General features: G+C 65.7%; 12 protein-coding genes and 2 pseudogenes. 6 read left to right on the top strand and 8 right to left on the bottom strand.

What is annotated here, in order from left to right; translation table 11 throughout:
• Positions 1-74 precede the first annotated feature (74 nt).
• Positions 75-1,373, bottom strand: a complete 1,299-nt coding sequence (fahA, locus tag AR540_RS11860) for a fumarylacetoacetase (protein ID WP_059229141.1) — start codon at positions 1,371-1,373, stop codon at positions 75-77.
• Positions 1,370-2,692, bottom strand: coding sequence for a homogentisate 1,2-dioxygenase (gene hmgA, locus AR540_RS11855; protein WP_059229139.1), 1,323 nt, complete (start codon positions 2,690-2,692; stop codon positions 1,370-1,372). The genes fahA and hmgA overlap by 4 nt, the downstream gene beginning before the upstream one ends.
• 98 nt (positions 2,693-2,790) lie before the next feature.
• Between hmgA and AR540_RS11850 the strand changes: the two genes are divergently transcribed.
• Complete coding sequence (locus AR540_RS11850; protein WP_059229137.1) at positions 2,791-3,564, top strand: IclR family transcriptional regulator; 774 nt, start codon at positions 2,791-2,793, stop codon at positions 3,562-3,564.
• Between the two features lie 224 nt (positions 3,565-3,788).
• Positions 3,789-4,820 (top strand): GGDEF domain-containing protein, encoded by a 1,032-nt coding sequence (locus tag AR540_RS11845; protein ID WP_059229135.1) that lies wholly within the window; start codon positions 3,789-3,791, stop codon positions 4,818-4,820.
• 17 nt (positions 4,821-4,837) lie between these two features.
• Here the strand turns inward: AR540_RS11845 and AR540_RS26545 are convergent, their stop codons facing one another.
• The 4 genes and pseudogenes from AR540_RS26545 to AR540_RS11830 all read right to left on the bottom strand — a co-directional run bounded on the left by AR540_RS26545 (position 4,838) and on the right by AR540_RS11830 (position 7,452).
• Positions 4,838-5,614, bottom strand: coding sequence for a methyl-accepting chemotaxis protein (locus AR540_RS26545; protein WP_442963788.1), 777 nt, complete (start codon positions 5,612-5,614; stop codon positions 4,838-4,840).
• A gap of 78 nt (positions 5,615-5,692) precedes the next feature.
• Positions 5,693-6,508: pseudogene (locus tag AR540_RS26540) on the bottom strand (MCP four helix bundle domain-containing protein); the annotation flags it as partial.
• A gap of 177 nt (positions 6,509-6,685) precedes the next feature.
• A complete protein-coding gene (locus AR540_RS11835; RefSeq protein ID WP_059229129.1) occupies positions 6,686-6,949 on the bottom strand; it encodes a hypothetical protein in 264 nt (87 codons plus the stop codon).
• 50 nt (positions 6,950-6,999) lie between these two features.
• Positions 7,000-7,452, bottom strand: a complete 453-nt coding sequence (locus tag AR540_RS11830) for a MarR family winged helix-turn-helix transcriptional regulator (RefSeq protein ID WP_059229127.1) — start codon at positions 7,450-7,452, stop codon at positions 7,000-7,002.
• A 180-nt stretch (positions 7,453-7,632) separates the two neighbouring features.
• Here AR540_RS11830 and AR540_RS11825 point away from each other — a divergent pair.
• Positions 7,633-8,863 (top strand): annotated as a pseudogene (locus AR540_RS11825) (MFS transporter).
• A 108-nt stretch (positions 8,864-8,971) separates the two neighbouring features.
• Positions 8,972-9,628, top strand: a complete 657-nt coding sequence (locus tag AR540_RS11820) for an ion channel (protein ID WP_059229123.1) — start codon at positions 8,972-8,974, stop codon at positions 9,626-9,628.
• Here the strand turns inward: AR540_RS11820 and solA are convergent.
• Both solA and AR540_RS11810 read right to left on the bottom strand, forming a co-directional pair.
• Positions 9,625-10,749: an N-methyl-L-tryptophan oxidase gene (solA, locus tag AR540_RS11815; protein WP_059229740.1), complete on the bottom strand. Its 1,125-nt coding sequence runs from the start codon at positions 10,747-10,749 to the stop codon at positions 9,625-9,627. The genes AR540_RS11820 and solA overlap by 4 nt on opposite strands.
• A gap of 164 nt (positions 10,750-10,913) precedes the next feature.
• Positions 10,914-11,912 (bottom strand): fatty acid desaturase, encoded by a 999-nt coding sequence (locus AR540_RS11810; RefSeq protein ID WP_065242531.1) that lies wholly within the window; start codon positions 11,910-11,912, stop codon positions 10,914-10,916.
• 680 nt (positions 11,913-12,592) lie between these two features.
• Here AR540_RS11810 and AR540_RS11805 point away from each other — a divergent pair.
• Both AR540_RS11805 and AR540_RS26220 read left to right on the top strand, forming a co-directional pair.
• The gene (locus tag AR540_RS11805; protein WP_059229121.1) at positions 12,593-13,816 is read left to right on the top strand and encodes an acyl-CoA dehydrogenase family protein; all 1,224 of its coding nucleotides are present in this window, start codon (positions 12,593-12,595) and stop codon (positions 13,814-13,816) included.
• Positions 13,817-13,937: 121 nt separating this feature from the next.
• Positions 13,938-14,072: a hypothetical protein gene (locus AR540_RS26220; protein WP_269085531.1), complete on the top strand. Its 135-nt coding sequence runs from the start codon at positions 13,938-13,940 to the stop codon at positions 14,070-14,072.
• The last annotated feature ends 12 nt before the right edge of the window (positions 14,073-14,084 follow it).

Raw genomic sequence — 14,084 nt, 5'->3', positions numbered from 1 at the left:
GGAATCTGCGCCTAGGGCGAGAGGAAAGTCAACGGCGGCACCCGAGCGACCTTCCTGAAGCCAGGCGCGCGCGCCTAGTCCGCCGCCAACACCCGCCCGCGGCATTCACCGAAGCCGATGCCCGGCAGGCCGGGCCGGTGACCGCGGGCCCTGAAGATGACGTCATCGCCGTCCTCGAGGAAGGTGCGCGTCTCGCCGCTGGGCAATTGCAAGGGCTGCTTGCTGCCCTGGGTGAGTTCCAGCAGGCTGCCGCAGCTGTCTGCGTCGGGTCCGGACAGGGTACCCGAGCCGAACAGGTCGCCGGGATTCAGAGCGCAGCCATTGACCGTGTGATGCGCCACCATCTGCGCCACCGTCCAGTACATATTCAGGGTGTTGCTCAAGGCCAGGCGCTGGGGCGGCAGGCCCTGGTCGGTCATCGCCGGCGTGAGCAGCAGCACCTCCAGCTCCAGCTCCAGCGCGCCGCTGGCCTGGTCCTGTTCGTCGAACAGGTAGGGCAAGGGTTGCGGATCACCGGCGGGCCGCGGCGGCTGGGCGACGCGATAGGGCTCCAGGGCTTCCGGCGTGACCACCCAGGGCGACAGGGTGCTGGCGAAGCTCTTGGACAGGAAGGGCCCCAGGGGCTGGTATTCCCAGGCCTGGATATCCCGTGCCGACCAGTCGTTGAGCAGGCAGAAGCCGGCGATGTGCGCCGCGGCGGCGCCGATGGCGACGGGCTCGCCCTGGGCATTGCCCGGCCCGATCCAGATCCCCAGCTCCAGTTCGTAATCCAGCCGGCGACAGGGTCCGAAGCTCGGTACGTCCTGCCCCGGCAGCAAGATCTGGCCCTTGGGCCGCCTGAAGGCCTCGCCGGAAACCCCCAGGGTGGAAGCCCGCCCGTGATAAGCGATGGGCAGGTGCTTGTAGTTGGGCAGCAGCGGATTGTCCGGCCGGAACAGCTTGCCGATCTGGGTGGCGTGGTGGATGCCGACGTAGAAGTCGGTGTAGTCGCCGACCCGTGCCGGCAGATGCATCCGGCAGTCTGACTGGGAGACCAGCAGGTGCTCGCCCAACGCCTGCAGGTCCTCGCGTTGCGGATGGTCGGCCCTCAGCAGCCGCTGCACGGCCTGGCGCAGGGCGACCCGAGCCGCCTTGCCGGCCGCGAAGAAGGCGTTCAACGTCTCCTGACTCGCCAATTCGGCAGCCCGCTGCGCCTGGCCCTGGAACAGGCCGGCTTCGACGGCGAAGCCCAGGTCGAGGATGAGATCGCCCACGGCGATTCCCCCACGCGGCCGCTCTTCGCCACGACTGAAGATACCCAGCGGCAGGTTGTGCAGGGAGAAATCTGGGTGGTCATTGGCCGACACGACCCAGCTATGCGGTTCCGCGCTCATGACCGCCCTCCTTCACCGGGCTGCACGAAGGTCTTGGCCAGACCCGCCCAGCAGGCGTCGTAATCGGCCTGCAACTGCGGTGAAGCCAAGGCGTGCCGACTGGGTCGCAGCACCCGGCCGGTCTCGAACATGAAAGCCATGGTGTTCTCGATCTTGTGGGGCCGCAGCTCCGCGGCGACGGCATTGCTGGTGGTCAGTTGGTCGGGGCCGTGGGCGCTCATGCAGCTGTGCAGGGAGACGCCGCCTGGGGCGAACCCCCCGGCCTTGGCGTCGTAGGTGCCCTGGATCAGGCCCATGAATTCGTTCATCAGGTTGCGGTGGAACCAGGGCGGGCGGAAGGTGTTCTCGGCCACCATCCAGCGTGGCGGAAAGATCACGAAGTCGAGGTTGGCCATACCCTCGGTGCCGCCCGGCGCGGTCAGCACCGTGAAGATCGAGGGGTCCGGGTGATCGAAGCTGACTGTCCCCAGGGTATTGAAGCGGCGCAGGTCATACTTGTACGGCACGTTGTTGCCATGCCAGGCCACCACGTCCAGCGGCGAGTGATCCAGCTCGGTTTCCCAGAGTTCGCCGAGGAATTTCTGCACCAGGCAGGTGGGCGTCATCACGTCTTCGAAGCGCGCCACGGGCGCCTCGAAGTCCCGCGGATTGGCCAGGCCGTTGCTGCCGATGGGCCCCAGCTCCGGCAAGCGTAGCGCACGGCCATGGTTCTCGCAGAGGTAGCCCCGCACCGGTCCACCGTCGGGCAACTCCACCCGAAATTTCATCCCGCGCGGAATCACCGCGATCTCCAGCGGTTCGAGGTGCAGCACGCCCAGCTCGGTGACGAGCGCCAGGCGCCCCTGCTCCGGCACCACCAGCAGCTCGCCGTCGGCGTCGTAGAAGACGCGCTGCATGGTGGTATTCGCGGCGTAGCGATAGAGACTCGTACCTTCCACCTGCTCCCCCACGGCATTCGCCGCCACGAGTTCCAAACCGGCGAGAAAGTCGGTGGACGGCTCGGGTAGCGGCAAGGGATTCCAGCGCAGGCGATTGGGCGTCGGCGCGCCCAGCTCGCGACCGGTCAGTTGGGCGATCGAACGCTCGAAGCGACCATGGGCCGCTGAAGGGCGCAGGCGATACAACCAGGTTCGGCGCGCCTCACCGCGCGGCACGGTGAAGGCGGTGCCGGAAAGCTGCTCGGCGTAAAGCCCGTAGGGCGCGCGCTGGGGCGAGTTCTGGCCGACCGGCAGGGCACCGGCCAGCGCCTCGGAGCTGAAGTGGTTGCCGAAGCCCGACTGATAATCCAGGGGAGCGCCTTCTTGTTGTTGTGCGTCCATGGCCTATCCATTTTGCGTAATAGGTTTACGCAAAAAGTAAATTGAATAAGAGGGAGGCGTCAAGCTATAACTCCGCCTTTCCCCGTGCGGTCCAGTAGATGACGAACATTCCCGAAGAGGCCTCTCCGCGGCGGCAGAAAGTCCAGGCAGCCGAGGTCGGCACCGACATCCTCAAGGCCCTGGCCGAACTGGCGCCTTCCACCTCCCTCTCCCGACTCGCCAATCATCTGGACATGCCCGCCAGCAAGGTGCACCGCTACCTGCAGGCACTGATCGCCAGCGGCTTCGCCGAGCAGGACCCGCGCACCAACCACTACGGACTCGGCCAGGCCGCGCTGTTCGTGGGCCTGGCCGCCCTGGGCCGCCTGGACGTGGTGAAGATCGCCGCGCCGCTGCTGACGGCGTTGCGCGACGAGGTTGGCGAGACCTGCTTCCTGGCGGTCTGGGCCAATCAGGGGCCGACGGTGGTGCTGGTCGAGCAGGCCGTCCGCGCCGTCACCCTGGTCACCCAGGTCGGCTCGGTGCTGCCGCTGCTCGGATCGTCCACCGGACTGGTGTTCAACACCTTCCTGCCGGATGCCGAAACCCGGGCGCTGCGCCAGGAGGCCCTGCGCTTGCCGGCGGCGCCGACCGCCGAAGAGCTCCAGGCGCAAGCCGCCCGCCTGCGCGAGACCGGCATCCAGCCGGTACAGGGGCTGCTCATGGCGGGCGTGAATGCCTTGTCGGCCCCACTGTTCGGTGTCGGCGGACGGCTGGCCGGCGTGCTCACCGTGGTCGGCGCCGCCCCGGGCTTCACCGCGGATCTGGAGGGCATCGCCGCCTCGCGGTTGCGGGACACCGCCCGGGGTATCAGCCAGCGCCTTGGCGGCTGAGCCTGGCGCGGGCAACGGACACCTTATCCTGACCAGGGCGAACGGCCCGGGAACATAGGTCTCGATGACTTACCGGAAATGACCACCAGGTCACGCCCAACGACTCCGTTGGGCGCCCAAAGGCCTCCGTTCGGCTAGCGACCTACCTTCGATAGCCTTATGCCATTAAGCTTACTATTTAGTACCGTTACTATTAGCGCAATGTTTCTTGACGGGTCCCTCTCATGCCCACCCTTTCGTCTCGCGACCGCAACCAGGCCCTGCAGGATTCCCTGGAGCAATTCTGGTGCGTCGCCAGGCCCGTGGTCCAGGCGGCCATGGCGATCCACTTGACGCTGCTGGTCGTCTTCGCCCTGCTCGACAAGCCCCTGATGGTCTGCGCCAACGTGCTCAGCGTTGCCATGTACGTCGGCTGCCTGACCGCCCTGCGCCGCCGCCGCTATCGCTCCGCGAGCCTGCTCATGAGCAGCGAGATCGTCGCCCATGCCTGGCTCGCCACCTGGCAGCTGGGGTGGGACAGCAACTTCCACTACTACGTCCTGTGCATCCTGCCGATCGTCATCTACAACTACCGCACGGCACCCAAGCGGCACCTGCTGCTGGTGATGGGTATCCTGGTCACGCTCGCCGGCGGCTACCTGCTGCACCCGCAAGCGGGGCTGCCTCCCACGGCCATGCAACTGTTCGGCACCGGCAATATCATCAGCGCCCTCCTGCTGCTGCTCTATGGCACAGGCGCCTCCTTCCATTACAGCACCAAGATGCAGCTGGACCTGCTGCATTCCGCGAGCCACGACAGCCTGACCAATCTCTACAATCGCCGGCGCATTCTCGATCGGGCAGCCAACGGCCAGGGCATCACCGGCAGCCTGATCCTGTTCGATGTCGACCACTTCAAGCACATCAACGACCGCTTCGGCCACGACTGTGGTGATCTGGTACTGCAGCGGATCGCCGACGTCATTCGTCGCGAGGTCCGGCAGTCGGATCTCGCCGCCCGCTGGGGCGGTGAGGAATTCCTCGTGCTGCTGCCCAGTGCCACGACCAGCGTGGCCTGGACCGTCGCGGAGCGCATCCGGCAACGCCTGGTCGAGGTGACCCAGCCCCTTGAGCGCGGCCCGGAACGGGTCACGGCGACCCTGGCGGTCTGCGAAATCCGTGACTGCGAAGCCTTCGCCAGCGCCCTGGAGCGCGCTGACCAGGCGCTCTACCTGGGCAAGCAGCAGGGGCGCGACCGGGTGATGCTGGCCGCCTGAGGCGCTGGCGTGAGGCGCTAGACCACGAAACGCTGCAAGGTGCCGTGCAGGTCGGCGGCCAGCGTCGAGAGTTGATGGCTGCTGACACTGGTCTGCTGGGCACCGGCGGAGGTCTGGGTAGCGGCATCACGAATCAGCGTCAGGTTACGGTCGACCTCTTCGGTGGTGGCCGTTTGCTGCTGGGTAGCCGCGGAAATCGCATCGTTGCGCCGCTCGATGGCGGCCACGGCCTGGGTGATACCTTCGAGCACCTGCCAGGTGGCCTCGGCCTTGGTACGGGTCTGACCGGCCTGGACGCGGCTCTGGTCGAGCGCCACCGCCGTCTTCTGGCTGACCTGCTGCACGCCGCCGATCAGGCCTTCGATCTCGCGAGTCGATTCACCGGTTCGCCGCGCCAGGCCGCGGACTTCGTCCGCCACGACCGCGAAGCCACGTCCGGCCTCACCGGCGCGCGCCGCCTCGATGGCGGCATTGAGCGCCAGCAGGTTGGTCTGCTCGGCCACTTCGCGAATCACGTCGAGCATCTTGCTGATACCCTTGGACTGCTCCGCCAGATGCTTGGCCTGGGCAGCGGCCTCGTCCACGTTGCCCACCAGCTCGGTGATGGCGGTCAGCGTCTCCTGCACCTGTGCCTTGCCTTCATGGGCCTGGTCGACGCAACGCCGGGACTCCTCGGAGGTGGACATGGCGTGTTCACAGACGGCCTGCACCGCTTGGTTCAGCTGGTTGACCGCCACCGCCGCCTGCTGGATCTCGGCGGTCTGCCGCTCCAGGCTGACACAGCTTTCCTCCATCACCGCGCACATCTGCGTCGATGCCGAGGCCAGCTGTTCGGAGGCATCGCCCGTCCGCGCCAGCACCTCGCGCAGGTTGCCCTGCATGCGCTCCAGGGCCAGCAGCAGCATGGCCGCTTCATCCCGCCCCTGGGGCTCGATGTGCTGCCGCAGATCGCCCGCCGCAATGCCGGTGGAGATCTCCACGGCCTGGCGCAGGGGCTGCACCACACTACGGGTCAGGCGCCAGGCCAGTAGCAACAGCAGCACGATGGCACTGCCAATGGCCGACCAGACGATGGTACGGGCCTTGACGAACTGGCTCTCGGCGCGCTCCTTGGCCTGGGCCGCGCTTTGCTTGTTCAGTTCGCGCAACAGTTGGACCTGCATGTCCATCAGGTCACCCTTGAGGCCCACCACGGTATCCAGCTGCATCCGCGCCGCGGGTATCTGCTGCTGCTCGATCAATTGCACCTCCTGGCGCAGACCGGCCACGAAGGGCTGGTAGGCCTCGTGCAGCGCCTTGACCGAATCGCCTTCGGTGGTATCGGTGATCACCGCGTCATAGTCACGGAACAGCTGGTCGGTCTCGTTCACCAATTGCTCCAGGGTGATCTTGCTCATGGCCACTGCGCCCAGGTCCTCGGCGTTGAGCAACACCACCGATGCCTGGTTACGCAATTTCCCGAGGTTGACCGCCAGCGCATCGGCGATGGCGATGCTCGGCAGGCAGTCTTCCTCCATGATCAGCGCCTGGCGCCGCAACTGCTGCATTTCCCACAGCGAGAAGCTGCCAAGAGCAGCCAGCAGCACGGCGGCGAAGGTGAAGGAGCACAGCATCCGCGGGCCGGTCCTGAGCGATCTCAGCCAGGAGCGGCGGGACAAACGACGCAGGGGAGCGAAAAGACGGAGCATGGTCGCCACTACCAGAAGACGATAATGCGCGAAGACTAGGGAAGCCAGATGTCGGCTTGATTACAAAAGGCCAGTGTCCATGATAGACATCCGACCTCGTCTCTGGATGATGCCTTCCGACCTTCCGGAGCGATCTAGATGGACAGGTGACGCCTCACCCAGGCGTCGCGCCGCCGCTCAATCGCAGGCGACTTCCACGGGGACCAGCCGCAGCTTGATGCCGGTGCGTCTCAGCGTGAGGATGTCACCTTCGCGCTGACCGACCTCGTCGCCCAGGGTACTACGGAGCGTTCCGCCGAGCAGCTGCGCGTAGGTGCGCGGATCTTCGCTGTCGCAGCCCGCGGCGATGTGCAGTTCGCCCCGCAGCAGCTTCCCTGCGGTGCGGCCGCTGGCGAGGTCGACGAGTAGGTAGTCGCGGTCAGGCTGGTAGGTAAAGGTCATACGAATCCCCGAGCGGCTGTAGCCATGGGAACCCCCAGCCCGAGGTTGGTTCAGGAATTCGTGTCGCCTTCCTGATCGAGACGACTGCGTAGTCGCACCAGGGTCTCGCGCAGGTCGTCGAGGCCGGCATCACCCAGGGCGCAGACTTCCCGCACCCGGCTGTTGACGCCGTTGGCCTGGTCGCGCAGGGCACGCCCGTTCGCCGTGAGTTCGATGGACAGGTTGCGCTCGTCTTCCGCACTGCGCCGCCGAGTGACCAGCCCCGCCCCTTCGAGACGCTTGACCACCGGCGTCAGGGCCCCCGAATCCTGACGCAAGCGGCTGGACAGTTCCTTGAGCGTGAGGCCGTCATGCTCCCAGAGCACCAGCATGATCAGGTATTGCGGGAAGGTCAGGCCCATGCTTTCCAATAACGGCTTGTAGAGCTGCGTCATGGCGAGCGAAGCCGAATAGAGGGAAAAGCACAGTTGTTGGTCGAGCAGCAGTGGATCTTTGACAGTCATGGTTAGGCCGTTGCGAGAGGCAGAAACAGGATGGATCGGAGCCATCGAACACCGCATCGAGCCACAGGACTCGCACTGCCGTGATCAGCCCCTGGAAACATCCGGTAACTAGCGCTGGATTCCGATTTAACAGGATGCCACAGTGAGGGGCTGGACATAAATAATAAGGGTAATACCTGCATGGCCGTTTCCTCTGCCTCCCCGATCACAGCCGGCGAAAGCGCTGTCGCCAGCGCCACGACGGCCTCACCGCTGGTCATGGGGATTCTCGCCTCCTGCGCCCTCGCCCATCTGGTCAACGACCTCATCCAATCGGTGCTGCCCTCGATCTATCCGATGCTCAAGGACAGCTATGGTCTGACGTTTACCCAGATAGGTCTGATCACCCTGGCCTTCCAGATCACCGCCTCGCTGCTGCAACCCTGGATCGGCTTCCACACCGATCGTCATCCCAAGCCCTACCTGTTGCCGGCGGGCATGGTCTGCACCCTGATCGGCGTGTTGCTACTGGCCTTCGTCGGCAGCTTTCCGGCGATCCTCGCCGCTTCGGCGCTGATCGGCGTCGGCTCTTCCACCTTCCATCCGGAGACCTCGCGAGTCGCGCGGCTGGCCTCGGGCGGTCGCTTCGGCCTGGCCCAGTCGACCTTCCAGGTAGGCGGCAACGCCGGTACCGCCATTGGCCCGCTGCTGGCCGCCGTCATCGTCATTCCCTACGGCCAGACCCACGTCGCCTGGTTCAGCCTGTTCGCGGTCTTCGCCATCGGCGTGCAATACGGCCTGTCGCGCTGGTACCGCAACCACCTGCGCAGCGCGAAGGGACGCCAGGCGGCCGGTGGATCATGGCCTGTCGCGCGGTCGGGTGACCTTCGCCCTGATCGTACTGGCCCTGCTGGTGTTCTCCAAGTACATCTACATGGCCAGCATCACCAGCTACTTCACCTTCTACCTGATCGAGCGCTTCGGCCTGTCGGTGGCCAGCTCCCAGTTGCACCTGTTCCTCTTCCTCGGCGCGGTGGCGGCCGGCACCTTCCTCGGCGGCCCCATTGGCGACCGGATCGGGCGCAAGGCGGTCATCTGGTTCTCGATCCTCGGCGCGGCGCCCTTCACCCTGGCCCTGCCCTACGTGGACCTGTTCTGGACCAGCGTGCTCAGCGTCATCATCGGCTTCGTGCTGGCCTCGGCCTTCTCCGCCATCGTGGTCTATGCCCAGGAACTGGTCCCGGGTAACGTCGGCATGATCGCCGGGGTCTTCTTCGGCCTGATGTTCGGTTTCAGCGCCATCGCTGCGGCCGGCCTGGGGGCGCTGGCGGATCATCGCGGCATCGAATACGTCTACCAGCTGTGCTCCTACATGCCACTGCTGGGCGTGCTGACCATCCTGCTGCCCGCTACCCGTCGCCGGAGCGCCTGAGGCTGGACCACCACGAGCGCACGCCATCCCAATGGCGTTCGCTCGTCATGGCGCAGCCGATCGGCAACCGCTACGCTTGCCCCCCCCTGAACCGCTGCCCGAGCCCCGATGAAGACCCCGCTGCACTACCTGGTCCGCTACCCGTCCGCCAACCTGCTGTTCATCCAGTTGCTCGGGCTGCTGCTCTACCCCCTGGTGGAACATCAGGAGCATGGGCGTGCCCTGGTCGGCGCCTTCGGCATCATCGTCCTGGCCACCGCCCTGCGCATGGTAAGACGCAGCCCGACCATCCAGTGGCTGGGCTTCATCCTGGCGGGCTGCATCCTGGTCCTCACGGTGCTGATCGAATGGCGGGGCGAGCACCAGTTCGTGGTTACCCTGGCGATCCTGGATGCCGTCTTCTATTTCTATACGGCCGGCAGCCTGATCGCCTATATGATGGAAGATCAGCGCGCCACCACCGACGAACTCTTCGCCGTGGGCGCGACCTTCACCCTGCTGGCCTGGGCCTTCGCCCACACCTTTTCCGCTTGCCAGATGCTGCAACCTGGCAGCTTCACCGCGGCCAACGATGCCACCGCCCCGCGCACCTGGACGGAACTGCTCTACGTGAGCTTCGCCATCCTCTCCGGCGTTGGTCTGAGCGATATCTATCCGATCCGTCCCATGGCCCGCTCGCTGGTGATGCTCGGGCAATTCTCCGGCGTGATGTACATCGCCCTGGTGGTCACTCGCCTGGTCACCCTGACGGTACGCAACCGCTAGTCGAACCGCTTCAGGGCGAAGGCACTCAGATCGATAGCGCTGCGTCCCTCCACCACTCGCTGCGCCAGGGCCTCTCCCAGGGCAGCGGAATGCTTGAACCCGTGCCCGGAACAGGCACTGACCACGGTGACGCCCGGCAGCGTGGGATGTTCGTCGACGATGAAGCCGAAGTCGGGCGTGACGGTATAGGCGCAGACCGCACTGCGCACCGCCCGCGGCGACAGGCCGCCCACCCACCGCTCCACTTGATTACTGAACAGCCTGCTCGATTCGTCCGGATGAAGTGACCGGTCAATCTTTATAGGGGTGGTATTATTAAAGTACTGTTCGGTGGCGACCTTCACCGAGTGCTCGCCGGGGAGCGGCGGGAAACCGTAGAACAGATCGCTGTCGCCACTGCCATGCGCCAGGATGAAGCAGGGCGAATCGGCCGGAAATCGCGCGGGCTCGGCCAGTTCGAACCAGTGCAGGGTCTGCCGGCAGACGCGCAGCAGATCCGTGAAGGGCGCGCCAAGCAGTTCGGCGCTCCACATGCCGGCGGCGGCGATGACCCGTTCGGCCCGCCAGGTGTCCTGGGCCGAACGCAGGAGCACGCCCTGCCCGTCCTGGACCACCTGCTCGATGGTGGTGCCGGTGAACACCTGAGCACCGCGCTCCCGGGCGCCATTCAGCTGCGCCTGGATGCAGGCCTCCGGGTAGAGGTAGCCGCCGCCGGGCTCGAAGTAGCCCAGGGCATCATCTTCCACCTGGAACTGGGGAAAGCGTCGGCGAATGCCAGGACCGTCCCAGGCTTCGTGTGGAATGCCATAGCGCTGCGCCAGCTCCAGGGTGGCCCGGGTGAAATCCGGCCGGCCATGGTGGCTCGTCGTCGTGGCGCTAGCCGTCATGATCAGCACCCCGCATTGCTCGAACAGCTTCACGCCGCGCTCCGCCTCCAACTCCCGCCATAGCTCGTGCGAACGCAGCGCCAAGGGCACATAGGCAGTGCCCTCGCCCACCGCCTGACGAGTGATACGGGTCGCGCCATGGCTGGAACCCAGGTCGTGGGGCGGCGAATAGCGATCGATTCCCGCCACCTTCACGCCCCGCCTGGCCAGTTGATGGAGGGTGGCGGCGCCCATGGCGCCCAGTCCCAGGACGATCACCTCATAGGTCTTTTCCCGCACGTCCAGCCCTCCGAATCCGCGAAGGCCGCACTCTAGCAGACGTCCGATTCCGCCCCGCTTTTGATTACCGGACGCGCCGTCAGGGTCGTGTAGTTCCAACGATTCTTTTAGGGGTGGTATTACCAGGGTAGGCTGTAGGCGCAGGGCCGCTGCTGATCCGCTACCGGTCGCGGCATGATGGGCGCCGCGGGATGCAGGGGGGCATCCACCGGGCGCCAGGCGAAACGGCGGCCCAGGTCGCGGTAACCAGTGAAGACGAAATGACCGCTGCGGGCCTGATAGGCCTTCCGCCTGGCGTGATAGACACGGGGAATCTGGTACCAGGGCAGGCCTGGCAGATCGTGATGCACCAGATGCAGGCTGTTGTTGAGGAACAGCAGCCGCAGGGGCCCGCGGCTTTCGTTGAGCACGCAGCGCTGCGCCGGATCCTGGGCGGGGCGATGCTCGTAGAAGGAACGGACCAGGGTCAGCGCCAGGGCTGGCCAGGCGACGCCCAGCACATAGACCGCCGCCGGCATTCCGGCCAGGTGCTGGACAGCCAACAATAGGAGCGCCGTCAGCGCCAGGTGCAGGAGCCAGACCCGCAGCACGGCCGGCTCACCGCGGCGCCAGCGACGAACCTCTTGGCAAAGCGTCCCATGCAGCGACAAGATCGGCCCCACCAGCAGTCGACCAGCGAGCGTCTTGTCCAGCCACAGCAGTCCGCGCCCCAGCGGCCCCCGGCGCTCCCAGAGCTCGCCATCGAGATAGCGGCTTTCCGGATCACGCTGGGGATCGGTGAGATGCTCACGCTGGTGGTGCTGCAGGTGGCTATCGCGATAGAGCGGATAGGGGAACCACAGGCCGAGCGGCGGATAGGCCAACAACGCATTGAGCCGCTGCCAACGGGTGGGATGTCCGTGGATGAGTTCATGCTGCAAGGACTGGTGCAACACCAGGACGAGGACCAGCGGCGGCAGCACCCAGTAGCCGGCCCAGGACCAGGCACTGACCAACGTCAGCCAGCCGCCATAGACGCTGAACAACAGTACCCAGGTCGGCCATTCGCTGCGCGCCGTGAAGGTTCCTCGCAACAACTTCACCAGGCGGCGTTGCCGCGTATCCAGATAGACCGTCACTCCTGCCCCCGATAACAACGAAGAGGAGGTGACAGTAAATAAGCGAAGGACTTTCGCCCAATAACCTTGCGGCATTACCTCATGCCTGGGGAAAACCCGAGATCGCCTCGCGAACATAGGCTGTTCGGCAATGGACAGTAGTTGAAAGGTTGTCGAACGCCGCCGCGATACAAGCCATTAACCCGCGGTACACGAATAGATGAACAGCAATAAACGCCTAAGGTTCTGTACGAAAAGTCGCCGAGCGAAGGTCAGGCAAGGCGACAATCAGCGAGGCAGCAGAGTGTGCGAGGGTAAATAAGCATTCCGACCTGTTTTCAACGAAGCATCACGGAGTGCAGGCATTTTCGTACAGGCCCGAGTAATGGCGAGCACGTGTTGCTCCGCGTACAGCGGAACGACACCTAGCCAAAGGCATCTCCTTAGTTCGATTCAGGCTTGGCGACATCACCCGCCAAACTTCTAGACTGAGATGACGATTCACGCCAGCTGACATCCTGTCGCGTTTCACTCGGCCGACCGGACAAAGGCGGCATCGACGCCAGGGTCGTCGCCTGCCCCCCATCGCGACGACTCCCCTCTTCACCGTGCGATGCCCAGCTGACGTTTCGCCGTGCGTTTTTACCGCTACTTCGCTGATCGCGTCTTTCCCTGCCACCACCAGAAGGACCTTGCCGAGCATGACCGTCATTTCCTCCGGCTGGGGCGCCGGCCCCTCCCCTCGCCATGCCGAACTCTCGACACGTTTTCGTCCCCTGTTCCAGCGCATCCGCGCCGGCGCCATCGAGCGCGAGGTGCAGCGTCGCCTGCCCGTCGAGGAACTGGACTGGCTCAAGACCTCAGGCTTCACCGCGCTGCGCCTGCCCGTCGAGCACGGCGGCGCGGGCGTCACCCTGCCGGAGCTGTTCGCCCTGCTCATCGAACTGGGTGAAGCGGATTCCAACCTGGTCCAGGCGCTGCGTGGCCACATGGGCTTCGTCGAAGGCCTGCTGAACAGCGACGACGACGCCCGCCGCACGCGCTGGTTCGCCCGCATCGCTGCCGGCGAAACCCTCGGCCCCGCCTCCAGCGAGGTGGGCGATGCCCGCCGCGCCGAATTCAGTACCCGCCTGCGGCGCGACGGCGACCAGCTGCTGCTCTCGGGCACCAAGTTCTACACCACCGGCTCACTGTATGCCGACTGGATCGACGTGGGCGCCACCGACGACGCCGGCGACCGCGTCATGGCCACGGTGCGGCGCGACGCCCCTGGCGTGGAGGTGGTGGACGACTGGAATGGCTTTGGCCAGACCCTCACCGCCAGCGGTACCGCGACCTTCACCAACGTGCGGGTAGCGCCGGAGGACGTGGTGGCGGTAAGTGAACGCTTCCGTTACTCACCGGGCTTCTTCCAGGTCTTCCACCTGGCCAACCTCGCCGGCATGGGCCGTGCGATGAGTGACGAGGTCGCCGCGGCGGTGGCTGCCCGCACCCGCACCTTCACTATCGGCAACGCCGACCGGGTCAGCCAGGACCCGCAAGTCCTCGAGGTGGTGGGCAAGGTGCGCAGTGCTGCCTACTGCGCCGGGGTGATCACCCTCAAGACCGCCGAGGCGCTGCAGCGGGTGCATGACCTGCGCCACGCGGATGACCAGGCCGCCGAGGATCAGGCGGTAGCCCTGGCGGAGCTGGAGGTCTGCCAGGCGCTGAACGTGGTCACTGATCTCATCATCGACGCCTCCGGACGGCTGTTCGATGCCCTGGGTGCCTCGGCGACCCTGAGGCCCCAGGGGCTGGATCGCTTCTGGCGCAATGCCCGCACCCTCGCCTCGCACAATCCGCGCATCTACAAGGACCGGATCGTCGGCGATTTCGCGGTCAACGGGACCGCACCGCCGCCCCAATGGAAGATCGGGGTGGCCTGAGCCGCCGAGGTGTAGCGGCGGTCGCCCCAACCGCCGAAGCACCCTTCAGAGCCGACCAAGGCGCTACTCGCCAAGAGCGCCGATGCAGTAAGCTTCCAGGCTTTCGCACAGGAGTGGCGTCATGGACAAGTCCCGCAGCAATCGTCAGGTCGTGTGGAAGGCGATCAAGGATCCGCGCTTCATCCCCGTGGTGGTCGCCGTGGTCTGCATCGTGCTGTTCTTCGTTCTCGGCCTGGTCGACGTCCTGGGCAACTGACCCCTCGCCTTA

The sequence above is a fragment of the Pseudomonas sp. EpS/L25 genome (assembly GCF_001512295.1).
GTDB lineage: Bacteria > Pseudomonadota > Gammaproteobacteria > Pseudomonadales > Pseudomonadaceae > Chryseomonas.
Note: the sequence above shows the minus strand (reverse complement) of the source record. Positions and strands in the feature narration are given on the sequence as shown.